The sequence below is a fragment of the Ectorhizobium quercum genome, assembly GCF_026552795.1.
GTDB lineage: Bacteria > Pseudomonadota > Alphaproteobacteria > Rhizobiales > Rhizobiaceae > Ectorhizobium > Ectorhizobium quercum.
This window is the reverse complement of sequence record NZ_JANFPI010000003.1, coordinates 676,585-692,521: the sequence shown is the minus strand read 5'-3', so window position 1 is coordinate 692,521 and position 15,937 is coordinate 676,585. Positions and strand designations below refer to the sequence as shown.

General features: G+C 65.0%; 16 protein-coding genes and 1 riboswitch. Of the genes, 6 read left to right on the top strand and 10 right to left on the bottom strand.

The genetic code is table 11. The features are described from left to right. Window positions 1–15: 15 nt before the first annotated feature. The 9 genes from gcvT to NOF55_RS11770 all read right to left on the bottom strand — a co-directional run bounded on the left by gcvT (window position 16) and on the right by NOF55_RS11770 (window position 8,969). Window positions 16–1,155 (bottom strand): glycine cleavage system aminomethyltransferase GcvT, encoded by a 1,140-nt coding sequence (gene gcvT / locus NOF55_RS11810; protein WP_306411559.1) that lies wholly within the window; start codon window positions 1,153–1,155, stop codon window positions 16–18. Window positions 1,156–1,315: 160 nt separating this feature from the next. Continuing rightward, window positions 1,316–1,403: riboswitch (glycine riboswitch) on the bottom strand. 123 nt (window positions 1,404–1,526) lie between these two features. Beyond that, window positions 1,527–1,718 (bottom strand): DUF3008 family protein, encoded by a 192-nt coding sequence (locus NOF55_RS11805; RefSeq protein WP_306411558.1) that lies wholly within the window; start codon window positions 1,716–1,718, stop codon window positions 1,527–1,529. A 55-nt stretch (window positions 1,719–1,773) separates the two neighbouring features. Then, window positions 1,774–2,304, bottom strand: a complete 531-nt coding sequence (locus NOF55_RS11800; protein WP_306411695.1) for a flavin reductase family protein — start codon at window positions 2,302–2,304, stop codon at window positions 1,774–1,776. Window positions 2,305–2,448: 144 nt separating this feature from the next. Continuing rightward, window positions 2,449–3,369, bottom strand: a complete 921-nt coding sequence (locus tag NOF55_RS11795; RefSeq protein WP_306411557.1) for a bestrophin family protein — start codon at window positions 3,367–3,369, stop codon at window positions 2,449–2,451. A 154-nt stretch (window positions 3,370–3,523) separates the two neighbouring features. Beyond that, window positions 3,524–4,738 carry a molybdopterin molybdotransferase MoeA gene (locus NOF55_RS11790; protein WP_306411556.1) on the bottom strand — a complete coding sequence of 405 codons (1,215 nt, stop codon included), beginning with the start codon at window positions 4,736–4,738 and terminating at the stop codon, window positions 3,524–3,526. A gap of 1 nt (window position 4,739) precedes the next feature. Continuing rightward, window positions 4,740–5,231, bottom strand: a complete 492-nt coding sequence (moaC, locus tag NOF55_RS11785) for a cyclic pyranopterin monophosphate synthase MoaC (RefSeq protein ID WP_306411555.1) — start codon at window positions 5,229–5,231, stop codon at window positions 4,740–4,742. Next, window positions 5,231–6,034, bottom strand: a complete 804-nt coding sequence (gene trpC / locus NOF55_RS11780; protein WP_306411554.1) for an indole-3-glycerol phosphate synthase TrpC — start codon at window positions 6,032–6,034, stop codon at window positions 5,231–5,233. Before trpC ends, moaC begins: the two co-directional genes overlap by 1 nt. Next, window positions 6,031–7,059, bottom strand: a complete 1,029-nt coding sequence (trpD, locus tag NOF55_RS11775) for an anthranilate phosphoribosyltransferase (RefSeq protein ID WP_306411553.1) — start codon at window positions 7,057–7,059, stop codon at window positions 6,031–6,033. The genes trpC and trpD overlap by 4 nt, the downstream gene beginning before the upstream one ends. A gap of 14 nt (window positions 7,060–7,073) precedes the next feature. Continuing rightward, entirely contained in the window at window positions 7,074–8,969 is a 1,896-nt protein-coding gene (locus NOF55_RS11770) for a peptidylprolyl isomerase (RefSeq protein ID WP_306411552.1), read from the bottom strand. 238 nt (window positions 8,970–9,207) lie between these two features. Here NOF55_RS11770 and NOF55_RS11765 point away from each other — a divergent pair, with 238 nt between their 5' ends. The 3 genes from NOF55_RS11765 (at window position 9,208) to eno (ending at window position 12,373) form a co-directional block, all read left to right on the top strand. After that, window positions 9,208–10,101, top strand: a complete 894-nt coding sequence (locus NOF55_RS11765) for a VOC family protein (protein ID WP_306411551.1) — start codon at window positions 9,208–9,210, stop codon at window positions 10,099–10,101. Window positions 10,102–10,105: 4 nt separating this feature from the next. Then, window positions 10,106–10,954: a 3-deoxy-8-phosphooctulonate synthase gene (gene kdsA, locus NOF55_RS11760; RefSeq protein ID WP_306411550.1), complete on the top strand. Its 849-nt coding sequence runs from the start codon at window positions 10,106–10,108 to the stop codon at window positions 10,952–10,954. Window positions 10,955–11,098: 144 nt separating this feature from the next. Next, on the top strand, window positions 11,099–12,373 hold the full coding sequence (gene eno, locus NOF55_RS11755) for a phosphopyruvate hydratase (protein ID WP_306411549.1): 1,275 nt from the start codon (window positions 11,099–11,101) through the stop codon (window positions 12,371–12,373). Window positions 12,374–12,434: 61 nt separating this feature from the next. Here the strand turns inward: eno and NOF55_RS11750 are convergent, their stop codons facing one another. After that, complete coding sequence (locus NOF55_RS11750; RefSeq protein ID WP_306411548.1) at window positions 12,435–13,058, bottom strand: TetR/AcrR family transcriptional regulator; 624 nt, start codon at window positions 13,056–13,058, stop codon at window positions 12,435–12,437. A 75-nt stretch (window positions 13,059–13,133) separates the two neighbouring features. On the opposite strand from NOF55_RS11750, the gene NOF55_RS11745 reads away from it, so the two are divergent. From NOF55_RS11745 to pdhA, 3 genes are all read left to right on the top strand, one after another. After that, entirely contained in the window at window positions 13,134–14,306 is a 1,173-nt protein-coding gene (locus NOF55_RS11745) for a serine hydrolase domain-containing protein (RefSeq protein ID WP_306411547.1), read from the top strand. Between the two features lie 118 nt (window positions 14,307–14,424). Beyond that, complete coding sequence (locus NOF55_RS11740; protein ID WP_306411546.1) at window positions 14,425–14,745, top strand: FtsB family cell division protein; 321 nt, start codon at window positions 14,425–14,427, stop codon at window positions 14,743–14,745. Between the two features lie 145 nt (window positions 14,746–14,890). Next, complete coding sequence (gene pdhA / locus NOF55_RS11735; protein WP_306411545.1) at window positions 14,891–15,937, top strand: pyruvate dehydrogenase (acetyl-transferring) E1 component subunit alpha; 1,047 nt, start codon at window positions 14,891–14,893, stop codon at window positions 15,935–15,937.

Below are 15,937 nucleotides of genomic sequence, written 5' to 3'. Positions count from 1 at the left end.
AGATTTTACGTGTTTTCAGCGTTTGTAGGTGGGCGTGACGAAGGGAAGGGCGGTGACGGTAACGGGCAGATACTTGCCGCGCACCTCGGCGAAAAGGGTGGTTCCGGGCGCTGCGAGGGCGGCGGGCACATAGCCCATCGCTACGGGGCCTTCCACGGACGGGCCAAAGCCGCCGGAGGTGACTTCACCGATTTCCGTCTTGCCTTCGGCATCGGCAAAGAGCTTCGAATGGCCGCGCACCGGGGCCTTGCCCTCGGGCTTCAGTCCGACGCGGCGGCGTTGCGCGCCGGTTTCAAGCTGGGAAAGGATGATTGCCGCACCGGGAAAGCCGCCTTCGCGGGCGCCGCCCTTGCGGCGGGCCTTCTGCATGGCCCATTCCAGCGCCGCCTCGACCGGCGTGGTCGTGGTGTCGATATCGCTGCCGTAGAGGCAAAGGCCGGCTTCGAGGCGCAGCGAGTCGCGCGCGCCAAGCCCGATGGGCTGGACTTCCTCCATCGCCAGCAGCGCTTCGGCCAGTTCCACCGCCTTTTCGGCCGGCACGGAAATCTCGTAGCCGTCCTCGCCGGAATAACCGGTGCGCGAGACCACGCATTCGGCGCCGAGAAGGGAAACGGCGCGGGCATCCATGAACTTCATTTCGGCGACCTCGGGTGCGAGGCGGGCAAGCGCCGTTTCGGCCTTCGGTCCCTGGAGCGCCAGCAGGCCTCGGTCGAAACGGGCCGTCACCTCGCAGGACGGGCCGAGCCTGTCCTGCATATGGGCGAGGTCGGCCTCCTTGCAGGCGGCGTTGACGACGATGTAGAAATGATTGCCGAGGTTGACGATCATCAGGTCATCGAGAATGCCGCCATTGTCATCGGTGAACAGCGCGTAGCGCTGGCGGCCTTCCTTGAGGCCGAGAACGTCCACGGGCACGAGGCTTTCGAGCGCCAGCGCCGCATCGGCATTGTCGCCGGATTTCGCGCGCACGATCACCTGTCCCATGTGGGAGACGTCGAAGAGGCCGGCGGCGGCACGGGTGTGCAGATGTTCCTTCAGCACGCCTGCGGGATATTGCACCGGCATGTCGTAGCCGGCGAACGGCACCATGCGCGCGCCGAGCGCAACGTGAAGGGAATGAAGCGGGGTCTTCTTAAGGTCTGCCGTCTCGGTCAAGAACGCCTCCAGGGTTGCGCGAAATTCCGCGCCGGCTCGCAACAGTCGCATGCACGCAGGGTGCATCCGGATTTCGAGCCCCCTCTGTCCTTGTCGCCTGAGATTGTTATCCCTTCGGCGAGCCCGTCGGTGAAGACGAGGCTACTCTCCAGAGTCGTCTGACCGCCTGCTGGTCCTTTTGCCTGAGAGTTTCCGGGGCGGTTGCTCCTTCGGCACCGGAAAGAACCGGTTTCTCCCAACAGACTTCGCCGCCATTATCCGGCCTGAGGGTGGCTTGGCAAGAGGCAAAGTGCGAAGCCGCGATTTTCCCCAGCGCGCGGGGAGCGTTGCCGCGTATCGCAAAACCGCTTCACGCGTTTTTCGGAGACGCTTTAATCCTTGTCCTCGACGTGTTCGGGCAGATCGTCGTGGGACGTGGAGGCGAAGTCTTCCAGCTCCTTTTCCGTCATGCTTTCCAGCATGTCGAGAGCCGCGCCTTTCAGTTCCGATTTCGGAATTTCTCCGCGCTTGGCCGCGAGCGCCATGCCGGCGGCTTTCTGCTGGGCTTTGGATTTTGCGGGCATCGGTCTGTCCTCCGTGCTTTCGGGGGAAACGGCGAAGGCCGCGTTTCCGTTCCCGTCAGGGCATGGCGGAGGGCAGCTTGACGATCTCGCCATCGACGGCGAAGCGCCCGTAGCCGCGATGGTGGATGGTCTTGCGGTCGTCGGCGTCCTCCGTCCGCCATGCCGCGACCGCCTCCAGCACGAACAGATTATAGCGGTTGACCAGCGTCGTATCGACCACCTTGCATTCGATGTTGACGAAGCATTCCCCGATCAGCGGCGGGGAGACCGCCGATGCGGCGATGGCCGTCAGCCCGAAACGGTCGAACTTGTCCTCATCCGCGCCGGTGCAATTGCCGATGCCGACCGTTGTGCGCGCCATTTCGGCGCCCGGAATGGCGATCACGCATTCGCGGCTGCGCTTCAGCCCCTTGAAACTGTAATCGCCCGACGAGACGAGGCAGGCGATGGTCGGCGGGGTGAATTCCATCATCATGTGCCAGGACATGGTCATGACGTTGGGCCTGCCCCGGTAGCGCGTCGTCATCAGAACGACCGGGCCCGGCTCGATGTGCCGGTAGACCTCGGAAAGCGGCATCGGTTCCAGCATGGCGCGTTCTCCCGTGTTGAACGGCCCGAGACTACACCCAGAGCATTGCCGTTGAAAACGGGATCACCTTCAATGCTCTACGTCTTTGTTTTCACGCAATTCCGGACGCAAAACCGGTTTCCACTTTTGCTGGAATTGCTTCTAAAGCAGCAGGAAGTCTTTCGGCTGGGGCAAGGGTGGCAGGTCCTTCTCGCCGAGCGCCTCGCGGATCGACAGGCCGGCGGTGTCGGCCATCGCGGCGAGCGGCAGGTCGTTCTCCTCCGTGCCGAAGGGCTCCTCCAGCTCGTCGCCCAGGGCATCGAGGCCGAAGAAGGTGTAGGCGATGAGGGCCGACGCGATCGGCGTCGACCAGGACAGCAGGTCGGCGAAGCCGAACGGCAGCAGGAAGCAGAAGATATAGGCCGTGCGGTGCAACAGCAGCGAATAGCCGAACGGAACGGGCGTCAGCAGGATGCGTTCGCAGGCCACCTGCGTGTGGGCGAGCTGGGTGATCGTGTTGTCGATCGTCTGGAACGAGATGTCGCTGATCAGCCCCTTGCGCACGGCTTCCGCCAGGTCCGCCGAGGCCGCTTCGAGGATGACCGCGGGCGGATTGCGGCTGGTGCGGTAGCGCTCCAGCACGTTGCCCTCCAGCATCGGCAGAGCCTTGTTCTCCGCGCTCGGACGCAGATGCGGCACCATCGCCTGGATATGGGCCATGATCAGCTTCAGGACGCGTTCGCGAATCCGCTCGCCTTCCGCCGTTCCACTGAGCAGCATGGTCTGGCGGATGACTGCCCGGCTGACATGGATCATGTCGCCCCATTGCTTGCGCGCCTCCCACCAGCGGTCGTAGCAGGCATTGTTTCGAAAGCTGAGAAAGATCGAAAGCGCGATGCCGAGAAGCGTGAACGGCCCCGAATTGTTATAGAAGGGCAGGTAATTCGGTTCTATGTCATGCACATAGACGATGGCGGCGGACATGAGCGCGACCGCCAGAAGTTGCGGCCAGATCTTTCGCAGCATCGTTCCGCGCCGGATGAAGAAAAGCTTGAGAAGGGTCGGGCGGGGATGGACGATCATGGCAGTGTCTCTCGGGAAGTCCGTTTTCCCTTAGAGCATTTCCAGCAAAAGTGTGAAGCGGTTTTGCGCCCGGAAATGCGTGAAAACGAAGAGCTGGAGCGTTTTCACGATTCGGAGAAAAGCGGAAATGCTCCAGGCACACGCGCCGGCGGGTTCAAGGCCGTATCAGCAGGACCGGGCAGGGACTGCCGGCGGCAAGGGCCGGCGCGTGCGGAGGCCGGATGACGAGGCAGTCCGAACGGGCGAGAACCTTCATCTGCGACGAATCCTGCCGCGGTGCGGCGAAGACGACCCGCTCGCCGCCGCTGCCGGTTTCAAGCCGGGCGCGCATGTAATCCTGACGATGGTCGTTGGCGGGGAGATCCGCGCCGGCGACGGCCGTCGCAAGGCGGGGGACGGGGGGCAGACCGGCGAGCTTGCGGATCAGCGGCTCCAGAAACAGCAGCGAGCAGACGAGCGTCGAGACCGGATTGCCGGGCAGGCCAAGCACCTGCATGCCGCCCAGCCTGCCGACCATCAGCGGTTTGCCGGGCCGCATGGCGATCCGCCAGAAATCCAGTTCCATGCCTATCTTTTTCAGAACCGGCTGAACGAGGTCATGGTCGCCCACCGAGGCGCCGCCCATCGTCACGAGGACATCCGCGCCGGCGTCGGCGGCGCGGCGGGCGGCGGCGGCGATATCGGCCTCCGTGTCGCGCGCGATGCCAAGATCGAGGACATCGGCGCCCGCCGCCTTTACGAAGGCGGCCATGCCGTAGATGCTGGAGGCGACGATCTGGTCCGGGCTGCGCGGCTCGCCGGGCCGGACGAGTTCGTCGCCGGTTGCCAGGACGGCAACCAGCGGCCTGCGCCGCACGGCAAGCACGCCGTGGTCCATTGCCGCCGCCAGCGTCAGGCGGGTGAAATCCATGACGGTGCCGGCCGTGAACAGCACCTCGCCCTCGGCGAAATCCTGACCGCGCCTGCGGATATTGGCGCCCGGTGCGGCTGCCGCGGTCACGCGGATGAGGCCGTTCCGGAGCGTTGCGGTGTTTTCCTGAATGACGACGCTGTCGGCGCCTGCGGGCACGGGCGCCCCGGTGAAAATGCGTACGGCCTGGCCGGCTTCGAGCGTGCGCGGCCACGATGCGCCGGCGGCGGAAACGCCGACGACCGCCAGCTCCGCGCCATCCGGGGCGTCGGCGGCGCGCACGGCATAGCCGTCCATAGCCGATGCGTCGAACGGCGGTTGGGTCAGCCGGGCGGCGAGGTCGCGGGCAAGGACGCGTCCGTCGGCTTCCGTAAGGGGAACCGTTTCGTCTTGCGTTACGGGACGGGCGTGTCCGAGGATGCGCGCCAGCGCCTCGTCGACGGGGATCAGCGGTGCCACGTCAGTTCTCCGGGCGGCGGTATTCGCCGGACTTGCCGCCGCTTTTGGCCAGAAGGCGGATGCCGCCGATCTCCATGTCCTTTTCGATGGCCTTGGCCATGTCGTAGACGGTGAGGCAGGCGACGGAAACGGCGGTCAGGGCTTCCATCTCGACGCCGGTGCGGCCGGTGAGCTTCACCGTGGCGGAAACGCGCAGGCCGGGCAATGCGGCATCCTCCACGATTTCGACGGACACCTTGCTGACCGGCAACGGGTGACAGAGCGGAATGAGATCGGAGGTCTTCTTGGCGGCCATGATCCCGGCCAGCCGCGCCGTGCCGATGACGTCACCCTTTTTGGCGTCGCCGGCGAGGATGACCCCCAGCGTTTGCGGCTTCATGCGGACGTGCCCCTCGGCGGTCGCCTCGCGGATCGTTTCGGCCTTGCCGCCGACATCGACCATGTTCGCCTCGCCGGTGGCGTTGAGATGCGTCAGGTCGCCGGGCCCGCCCATCAGGCTGCGACCGTGCCGTCGAGCAGCAACCGGGTCGCCGCCGTCACGTCGTCCTTGCGCATCAGGCTTTCGCCGACGAGGAAGGTGGAGATGCCGGCTTTCGCCAGCCGCTCGCAGTCCGCATGGGTGAAGATGCCGCTTTCGCCCACGAGAATCCGGTCGGAGGGCACCATAGAGGCGAGGCGTTCGCTCGTGGCCAGATCCACGTCGAAGGTGCGCAGATTGCGGTTGTTGATGCCGATGAGCGGGGAGGACAGCGTCAACGCCCGTTCCATTTCGGCCTCGTCATGCACCTCGACCAGAACGTCCATGCCGAGCGCGAAGGCCTCGTCCTCGAGCCGCCTCGCATCGTCGTCGGACAGCGAGGCCATGATGACGAGGATGCAATCCGCACCCCAGGCGCGCGCCTCGCTGACCTGATAGGTGTCGAACAGGAAATCCTTGCGCAGCGCGGGAAGGGCGCAGGCCGTGCGGGCCGCCGTCAGGAATTCCGGCGCGCCCTGGAAGCTCGGCCTGTCGGTCAGCACGGACAGGCAGGCCGCGCCGCCGCGCTCATAGGCTTCGGCCAGCGCCGGCGGGTCGAAATCCGGGCGGATGAGGCCCTTCGACGGGCTCGCCTTCTTGATCTCGGCGATCAGGCCGAAGCGGCCTTCGGCCTTCTTGGCCTGCAACGCCTTCAGAAAGCCGCGCGGCGCGCTCTGGCCGGCGATGCGGGCCTTGAGGTCGGCCAGCGGGACCGCGCTTTTGGCGGCGGCGATCTCCTCGCGCTTGTAGGCCCCGATCTTCTTCAGGATGTCGGTCATCGGGCTTTTTCCTGAACGGCGTTGGAAACGGCGACCAGCTGTTCCAGAGCGACGGCGGCGCTGCCGTCTTCCAGCGATTGGGTGGCGCGCCTCATGCCGTCGGCGATGGTCTCGGCCTTGCCGGCAATCACCAGCGCCGCTGCGGCGTTGGCCAGCGAAACGTCGCGATAGGCGTTGCGGGCGCCGCCGAGAACGGCGCGCAGCGCGGCCGCATTGGCCTGGCCGTCGCCGCCCCGGAGATCGTCCGGCGTCACGGTCGGCAGGCCGAAATCGGCGGGCGAGAGCTGGAACGAGCGGATCCTGCCGTCTTCGAGCGCGGTTACTTCCGTGGTGCCGGTGGTGGCGATCTCGTCCATGCCCTGCCCATGCACGACCCAGACGCATTCGGAGCCGAGGTCGCGCAGCACTTCGGCTATCGGCTGGCACCAGACCGGGGAATAGACGCCGAGAAGCTGGCGTTTCGCGCCTGCCGGATTGGACAGTGGCCCGAGAATGTTGAAGATGGTGCGGGTGCCCAGTTCGACGCGGGTGGGCCCCACATGGCGCATGGCCGAGTGGTGGACCTGCGCGAACATGAAGCCGATGCCCGCTTCCGAAATGCAGCGGGAAATGACGTCCGGGGAGGCGTCCAGATTGACGCCGAGCACCGAGAGCGTGTCCGCCACGCCCGATTTGGAGCTTTGCGCCCTGTTGCCGTGCTTGGCGACCGGCACACCCGCACCGGCGGTGATCAGCGCCGCCAGCGTGGAAATATTGTAGGTGTTCATGCCGTCGCCGCCCGTGCCGACGATATCGACGGCATTGGCCGGGGCTTCGATGCGCAGCATCTTGGCGCGCATGGTTTCGACGGCGCCGACGATTTCCGGCACGGTCTCGCCGCGCACGCGCAACGCCATCAGGAAGCCGCCGATCTGCGAGGGCGTCGCTTCGCCGGACATCAGGATGTCGAATGCCGCGCGCGCATCGTCCCGCGTCAGCGGTTCGCGGTTGGCGATCCTGGCGATGAACGGCTTGAGGTCAGCCATGACGGTTTTCTCCCTTATTGCAGAACCATTGCCTGCTCGGCGAGCGTGCGATTGATCGTCACGCCGTATTCGGCCTGGAGGCGTCCGACCATCTGGTCGAGGATATCGTCTCCGGCAGCGGCGGCGATCGCCGCGATCTGCTGGTTCTGGTCCTCCAGCGCGTCGAAGGTGGGCTGGTCGCTGACATCGGTCACGACGAGCAGGATGCGGCTCTGGCGGTCGGCGCCCTCGGCCTCGGCCACGGTTCCGAGCGGACCGGAGAAGGCGGCGGCAACGCCATTCGGCCCCAGAACGGGGTCGTCGGCCAGACGGCGAACGCCCGCCTTGGTTTCGACGGCAATGCCGAGTTCCCCGGCGATATCGGCAATCGTTGCGCCCTTCTGGATGCGATCCTCCAGCGTGGCGGCCAGTGCCGCCAGCGTCTCGCGTTGCTGTTCGGCGGTCCAGTCGGCGAGGACGGCTTCGCGGGCTTCATCGAGCGTGCGATCGCGCTCCGGCGTCACATCCTTGACGTCGAACCAGACATAGCCGGCCTGTCCGACGTTCACGGGCAGGGCTTCCTGGCCGACCTCGGTCTTGAACACTTCCGCGACGAGCGCCTGGGCGGCGGGCAGGGATTTCACCTCCTCGCCCTCTTCGTCCTTGCCGGCGGCGTCGATGCCGTTGACCGTCACGGCCGTCAGGTTAAGCTGCTGGGCCGCTTCCTCCAGCGTGGAGCCGCCACCGCGCAGGTCTTCATAGCGGTCGTGAATGCTGTGGACTTCCTCGACCGCCGCGGTTTCGGCGAGATCCTTGCGGATTTCCTCCTGCGCTTCCTCGAAGCTGCGCGCGCTTTCCGGGCGGATATTCGTCACGCGGATGATGGCGGGGCCGAATATGCCCTCGACGACCGGGGTGGTGCCGCCGTCGGTCGATACGGCAAAGGCCGCTTCGGCGATGGTCGGGTCGGGCATGCCGTCGCGGGTGAAGTCGCCGAGCAGCACGTCGGCGGAGGTCTTGCCCTGGTCGCTGACCAGCCGGTCGAAGGTCACGTCGCCCTTGCGCAGTTCGAGCGCGGCCGCATCTGCCATTTCCTTGTTGGGGAAGGTGAGCTGCTCGATGGTGCGGGTTTCCGCCTTGCGATAGCTGTCCTTGCGGCGTTCGAATTCGGCCCGCATGTCGTCTTCGGAAATGCCGGACGCATCGGCGATGTCGGAGGGTTCGAGCTTGACATAGGAGAAGGTGCGGTATTCGGGCGCGCGGTAGCGGTTCTTGCGCCCCTCGAACCATTCGGCCAGCACGTCGTCCGTCGGGGCCTTGACCGGATCGATATTGGCATAGGTCAGCAGCAGATAATCGACGCTGCGCGCCTCGTCGCGATAGTGCTTCAGCGCGTCGGTCAGGACCTGCGGCGGCGTGAAGCCGTCCGAAATGGCGTCGACGATCTGGCTGCGGACGGCGACCTTGGAGCGTTCGAGAATATAGTCGTCCTCGCGCAGGCCCGCATTGCGCAGGCGCTGGGTGAAGAGCTGGCGGTCGAACTGGCCGTTCACGGCGCGGAAGGCCGGGTCTTCCGCGATCAGCGAGGCGAGCCGGTCCTTGGAAAGACCGAGCTTCATGTCGTCCGCAAGCTGGTCGAGCGCGGCGCCCGCGGCAAGCTGCGCGTAGATCTGCTGGTCGATTCCGAAGGCGCGGGCCTGTTCCGCGGAAATCCGCATGCCGAACTGGCGGCTCAGATCGGAAATCTGGCGCTGGTAGGCGAGCTGGAATTCCTGGGCGCTCACTTCCTGATCGCCGACCGTCACCACGGCGCTGCTGTTGTCGTTGACGATCGAGCTGGACACGCCCCAGATGCCGAACGAGGCGACGAGGAGAATGAGCAGCAGCTTGGCGACAAAGGTCTTGGAGGCCTTTCGCAGTGTGTCGAGCATCGGTACGCAAACCTCTTGGCTGAACGGTGGACCCGTAACGGGCGGTTCCGTTCCCGGGATCGAAATCGCTCCTTAGAACAATCCGGCGCGGAAATGAAGGCGTTTTGCGGCAAAAGGCCCCGGTTCCGCATTGTTTGATCGAAAGTGCGCGCAACCCGGAGAGGCCCGGCTTATGCTGGCGCTTGCATCAAAGGCGGAAAACGGGCAAACCGGCTTCATCCGTCAAGAGGAGCGGGACATGTCCAAACAGAAATCGCTTTCGTCGCCCCGGGCTCTCGACCACCTCGTTCTTCCCGTGGGGTCTCTGGCCGCCGCCCGTGCCCGCCTGGGTTCGCTCGGCTTCACGGTCGCCTCGGATGCGCGCCATCCGTTCGGTACGGAAAATGCCTGCGTCTTTTTTTCGGACGGGACCTATCTGGAGCCGCTCGGCGTCGCCTCCCGCGAAGCCTTCGAGGCGAGCGTGGCCGCCGGAAACGTGTTCGTGGCACGCGACCGCGCCTTTCGCTTCCGCCGCGGCGAGGACGGGCTGTCGGCCATCGTGCTGGGCACGAACGATGCCGGCGCCGACCATGCCCGTTTCCGCAAGGCCGGCTGTTCGGGCGGCGATCCGCTGGAGTTTTCCCGGCCCTTCAGGCTCCCCGACGGTTCCAGCGCCGAGGCGAGCTTCCGGCTGGCCTTCGCCGCCGACATGCGCGCGCCGGATTTCTTCCTGTTCTGCTGCGAGCGCACCAGCGAGCGCCCGGCCATCGCGCCGGATCTTCTCAGCCACGCGAACGGCGTTACCGGCATCGCCCGCGTCGTGCTGGTCGAGGACAATCCGTCCGACTTCCAGATCTTCCTTCAGGACGTCATCGAGCAGCGCGAGGCGACGGCGCATTCGTTCGGGGTCGATATCGACACCGGAAACAGCGTCATCTCGGTGCTGACGCCGGCAGGCCTCGATGCCTGGTTCGGCCTTCAGGCCGGGGCGGAGCGCGGCCTGCGCGGCGCGGCGGTCGTTTTCCGCACGCAGAAGCTGGAGGCCGTCGAAGCGCTGTTTCGCCGCAACGACATCATCTACGAACATCGTCATCACCGCATTCTCGTCCGGCCCGCTCCGGGACAGGGCGTTGTCTTCGCATTCGAGGAGTGAGTTCATGAGTCTTTCCGCCAATACCACCGTCGTTGCCGGAAGCGGCGAGGGCGCCGTGACCTTTTCCAACACGGCCAGGCTATCGCTGATCGCCGGGCCCTGCCAGATGGAAAGCCGCGAGCATGCCTTCATGATCGCCGGAAAGCTTACGGAAATCTGCAAGTCGCTGGGCGTCGGCCTGGTCTACAAGTCGTCGTTCGACAAGGCGAACCGCACCTCGCTGAAGGCGGAACGCGGCATCGGCCTCGACAAGGCGATGGAGATATTCGCCGACCTGAAGACGGAATACGGTTTTCCGGTGCTGACCGACGTGCATACCGAGGAACAGTGCGGCCTTGTCGCGCCGGTGGTGGACGTTCTCCAGATCCCGGCTTTCCTGTGCCGCCAGACCGACCTTCTGATCGCCGCCGCGAAGACCGGCCGCGCGATCAATATCAAGAAGGGCCAGTTCCTCGCGCCCTGGGACATGAAGAACGTGCTTGCCAAGGTGGTGGACAGCGGCAACCCGAACGTCATGGCCTGCGAGCGCGGCGCGTCCTTCGGCTACAACACGCTGGTCTCCGACATGCGCTCGCTGCCGATCATGGCAGCGACCGGCGCGCCGGTGATCTTCGACGCCACCCATTCCGTGCAGCAGCCGGGCGGGCAGGGCGGCTCTTCCGGCGGCCAGCGCGAATTCGTGGAAACGCTGGCGCGCGCCGCCGTTGCCGTCGGCGTGGCCGGTGTGTTCATCGAAACGCACGAAGATCCGGACAATGCGCCGTCGGACGGCCCGAATATGGTGCCGATCGAAAAGATGCCGGCGCTTCTGGAAAAACTTCTGGCTTTCGACGCGCTTTCCAAGGGAGTTTGAAACGAAGGCCTTGGCCCGAAACGCAATCGGCTGTTTTACAATCGATTTTAGAGGGGCCGGCAGTCGGGGCTGCCATTGAAATTTCGTCTCCATCGGGTAAGACAAAGCCGGAACTGACCGATTGTCCTAGTCCGAGGAGACGACATGACCGCAATCACCGATATTATCGCCCGCGAAATTCTCGACAGCCGTGGCAACCCGACCGTCGAGGTCGACGTGTTCCTCGAAGACGGTTCGTTCGGCCGCGCCGCCGTTCCGTCGGGCGCCTCGACGGGCGCACACGAGGCCGTCGAGCTGCGCGATGGCGGTAGCCGCTATCTCGGCAAGGGTGTCGAAAAGGCCGTGGATGCCGTCAACGGTGAAATCTTCGACGCCATCGGCGGGCACGATGCCGAAGACCAGATCCTCATCGACAAGCTGATGATCGAGCTGGACGGCACGCCGAACAAGGCCCGCCTCGGCGCCAATGCCATCCTCGGCGTTTCGCTCGCCGTCGCCAAGGCCGCCGCCGAATCCGCCGGCCTGCCGCTCTACCGCTATGTCGGCGGCCCGAACGCCCGCGTCCTGCCGGTTCCGATGATGAACATCATCAACGGCGGCGCCCATGCCGACAACCCGATCGACTTCCAGGAATTCATGATCCTGCCGGTCGGCGCGGACAACATCCGCGAAGCCGTCCGCGCCGGCGCGGAAATCTTCCACACGCTGAAGAAGCAGCTCCATGCCAAGGGCCTCTCCACCTCGGTCGGTGACGAAGGCGGTTTCGCGCCGAACCTCGAAAGCGCGCCGGTGGCCCTCGACTTCATCGTATCCGCCATCGAGAAGGCCGGCTACAAGCCGGGCGAGGACGTCTTCCTCGGTCTCGACTGCGCCTCGACCGAGTTCTTCAAGGACGGAAAATACGTCTACGAGGGCGAAGGCGTGACCCGCTCGCTTGAGGAGCAGGTCGCCTACCTCGCCGATCTCACGGCCAAGTACCCGATCATCACCATCGAGGACGGCATGGCCGAAGACGACTGGGAGGGCTGGAAACTCCTGACCGACACCATCGGCTCCAAGGTCCAGCTTGTCGGCGACGACCTGTTCGTGACCAATTCCACGCGCCTGCGCCAGGGCATCGAGAAGGGCACCGCCAACTCGATCCTCGTCAAGGTCAACCAGATCGGCTCGCTTTCCGAGACGCTCGACGCCGTGGAAACCGCCCATAAGGCCGGCTACACCGCCGTCATGTCGCACCGCTCTGGCGAGACGGAGGACTACACGATCGCCGACCTCGCGGTCGCCACCAACTGCGGCCAGATCAAGACCGGTTCGCTGGCCCGTTCGGATCGTCTCGCCAAGTACAACCAGCTCATCCGCATCGAGGAGCAGCTCGGCGTGCAGGCTGCCTACGCAGGCCGCTCGGTCCTCAAGGGCTGATCGATCCGTTCAGGAACGCAATGACGGGACCCGCGCTCTCACCGGCGCGGGTTCCTGCGTTTCAGGCGCGGTGGCGGGCGATCTCGCTGACCGCGTGTTCGGCGAGGGCGCGCAGGTCGGATTGCGTGGCGCCGTCGCGCGCCTGCACCGACATGCCCTGAATGATGGCGCCGACGAAGCGGGCCAGCGCGCCCGGATCGGTCTCCGGTTTCAGGTGTCCGTCGCGGACGCCCTGTTCGATGCGCGTGCGCAGGTGCGCGAGCGTGGCATTGCGCAGCGCCGCGACGTGCCGCGCCACCGGCTCGTTCTCGACGGCACAGCCGAGGACGGCGGTGGAGACCATGCAGCCATGCGGCCGGCCGGGGTGGGCAAATTCGCCGGCCGCCTCGCGCAGCATGCCGGCGAGCGCCGCCACGGCATGCGGCTCCTGCGACAGCGCCCGCACCGATGCGGACCCGATATGCTCCTGATACCAGGCGAGCGCCTGCGCATAGAGTTCGGCCTTCGACGAAAAGGCTGCGTAAAGGCTCTGCGGCGTGATGTTCATCGCCTCCGTCAGATCGGCGATGGAGGTGCCTTCGTAGCCTCGCTGCCAGAAGGCTTCCACAGCCCTGGCGAGGGCCTCGTCGCGGTCGAAGCCGCGGGGCCGTCCGCGCCGGCGAGGGGATGGTTCAATATTTTTCACAGTGATCGCTCTGGAAATATTCGTCGTCCTGATTTATTCAGGAGTGATCACTGTGATTATAGAAGGCGAACAGCGATGAGTCATGCGAATTGTTCCGGCGCGGATCGCACGCGCCGTCTGGATGCGGCGATCGATGCCGCCCTTGCGGAAAAGCGGGTGGTGGGCGCCGTGGTGCTCGTGGCGAAGGACGGCGAGATCGTGTACTCCCGGGCGGCCGGGCTGGCGGACCGGGAAGCGGGGTTGCCGATGCGCGCGGACGCGATCTTCCGTCTCGCCTCGATCACCAAGCCCATCGTGACGGCGGCGGCGATGAAGCTGGTCGAGGAGGGCGTGCTGTCCCCCGGCGATCCCGTGACGCGCTGGTTGCCCGACTTTCGTCCGCGCCTGCCGGATGGATCGTCGCCTGAAATTTCCGTCCATCACCTGCTGACCCACACATCCGGGTTGGGGTATCGCTTCCTCGAGGGGGAGGGCAGCCCCTATCACACGCTCGATGTGTCGGACGGTCTGGACCAGCCGGGCCTGTCGCTGGCCGAAAACCTGTCGCGGATCGCGGGGGTGCCGCTTGCCTTCGCTCCCGGCCAGGGCTGGTGCTATTCGCTCGGTCTCGATGTTCTCGGCGGCATCATGGAGCGCGCTGCCGGTATGCCGCTGCCGGATCTGGTCCGGCGCGCCGTCACCGGGCCACTGGAGATGAAAGATACGGACTTCAGCGTCGCCGATTGCTTGCGGCTGGCCGTGCCCTATGCGAACGACCAGCCGGAACCGGTGCGCATGACGGACGGTATCTCCGTGCCCATGAACGGTACGGCTGCGATCTTCGCGCCCGGCCGCATTCTCGATCCGGCCTCCTACCCGTCGGGTGGCGCCGGAATGGCCGGAACCGCCCATGACGTGCTGCGCTTTCTGGAGGCGATTCGCACCGGCGGCGCGCCCTTCCTGACGCCGGAAACGGTCGCGACCATGATGCGCGATCATGTCGGGGCTCATGTGGCGGCGCAGCGCCCGGGCTGGGGTTTCGGCTACGGCTGGGCCGTGCTGGTCGATCCGCAGGCCGCAGCCGTGCCGCATGCCGAGGGAACGCTGACCTGGGGAGGGATCTACGGTCACAGCTGGTTCGTCGACCGCGCCAACGGCCTGACCGCAGTGCTGCTGACCAATACCGCTTTCGAAGGCATGGCAGGGGTTTTGCCCGCCGATATCCGTGCGGCTGTTTACGGCCGGGACGACGCAAACGAAGCCGCATAGGCAGAGCGAGTGCGGGGGAAGGCGATCATTTTTCGACGGCAGGGAACATGGGAAACGGATGGTTAATCAATCGCCGCTAGTGTGAGCGAAATCGTATTGCGTTTCAGGTTGTCGCCGCATGTGGACGAAGCATCATAGGCAGAGAAAACTCGGCCGTCTCATTGTTCCCGCCATCACCATCGCCTTCCTTTCCTATTTCGGCTACCATTCCGTGCATGGCGCCTACGGGCTCGAGGCGACGGAGGAATTCGAGCGCCAGCGCGTGGCGCGGGCAGACGAACTCGCCGACCTGACCCAGAAGCGCAAGGCTTTGGAGCGGCAGGTGGAATTGCTGTCGGACGGCTCTCTCGAGCACGACATCCTTGACGAGAAGGCGCGATACCAGCTCAACCTTTCCCGCAGCGACGAAATCGTCATCTTTAATTCATATTTCCATTAACTTAAATCTTGTTAATCAGAAATAACATATGAATTTCATGCGCTTGCGTGAAATGTTAGTTATGCGTTTCTGGCATTGCCGAACTGTTTTTTCTTGCTATGTTAGCCCCGATGGAATTCAAGCACCAATCTTGAGGGAGGGTTGTATGGCGCCGAGAAAATCCGCGTCCACTTCCGGTCGCAAGTCCACGGCCAAGGCCGGCGGCAAGGAATTTACTGTCGGCGCGATCGCCGATTTCAACAAGGATGAAGATCTCAACGCGTATCGCGAGATGCTGCTCATCCGCCGTTTCGAGGAGAAGGCCGGCCAGCTTTACGGCATGGGCTTCATCGGCGGTTTCTGTCACCTTTACATCGGTCAGGAAGCTGTCGTCGTCGGCATGCAGATGGCGCTGAAGGAAGGCGACCAGGTCATTACCGGCTATCGCGACCACGGCCACATGCTGGCCGCCGGCATGAGCGCCCGCGGCGTCATGGCCGAGTTGACCGGCCGTCGCGGCGGCCTTTCCAAGGGGAAGGGCGGCTCGATGCACATGTTCTCCAAGGAGAAGCATTTCTACGGCGGCCACGGCATCGTCGGCGCGCAGGTTTCCCTTGGTACCGGGCTCGCCTTCGCCAACCGCTACCGCGGCAACGACAATGTGTCGCTCGCCTATTTCGGTGACGGCGCCGCCAACCAGGGGCAGGTCTACGAGAGCTTCAACATGGCCGCCCTGTGGAAGCTTCCGGTGATCTACATCATCGAGAACAACCGCTACGCTATGGGCACCTCGGTTTCGCGCGCCTCCGCCCAGACGGATTTCTCGCAGCGCGGCCTTTCCTTCAACATTCCGGGCGTTCAGGTGGACGGCATGGACGTGCGCGCCGTCAAGGCCGCGGCGGACGAGGCGACCGCGTGGTGCCGCGCCGGCAAGGGCCCGATCATCCTCGAAATGCTCACCTACCGCTATCGCGGCCATTCCATGTCGGACCCGGCCAAGTACCGCTCCAAGGACGAAGTGCAGAAGATGCGCTCCGAGCACGACCCGATCGAACAGGTCAAGGCCCGCCTTCAGGAGAAGGGCTGGGCTTCCGAGGACGAACTGAAGCAGATCGACAAGGACGTGCGCGATGTCGTTGCAGACAGCGCCGACTTCGCCCAGGCCGATCCGGAACCGGATGTGTCCGAACTCTATACCGACATTCTGGCCTGA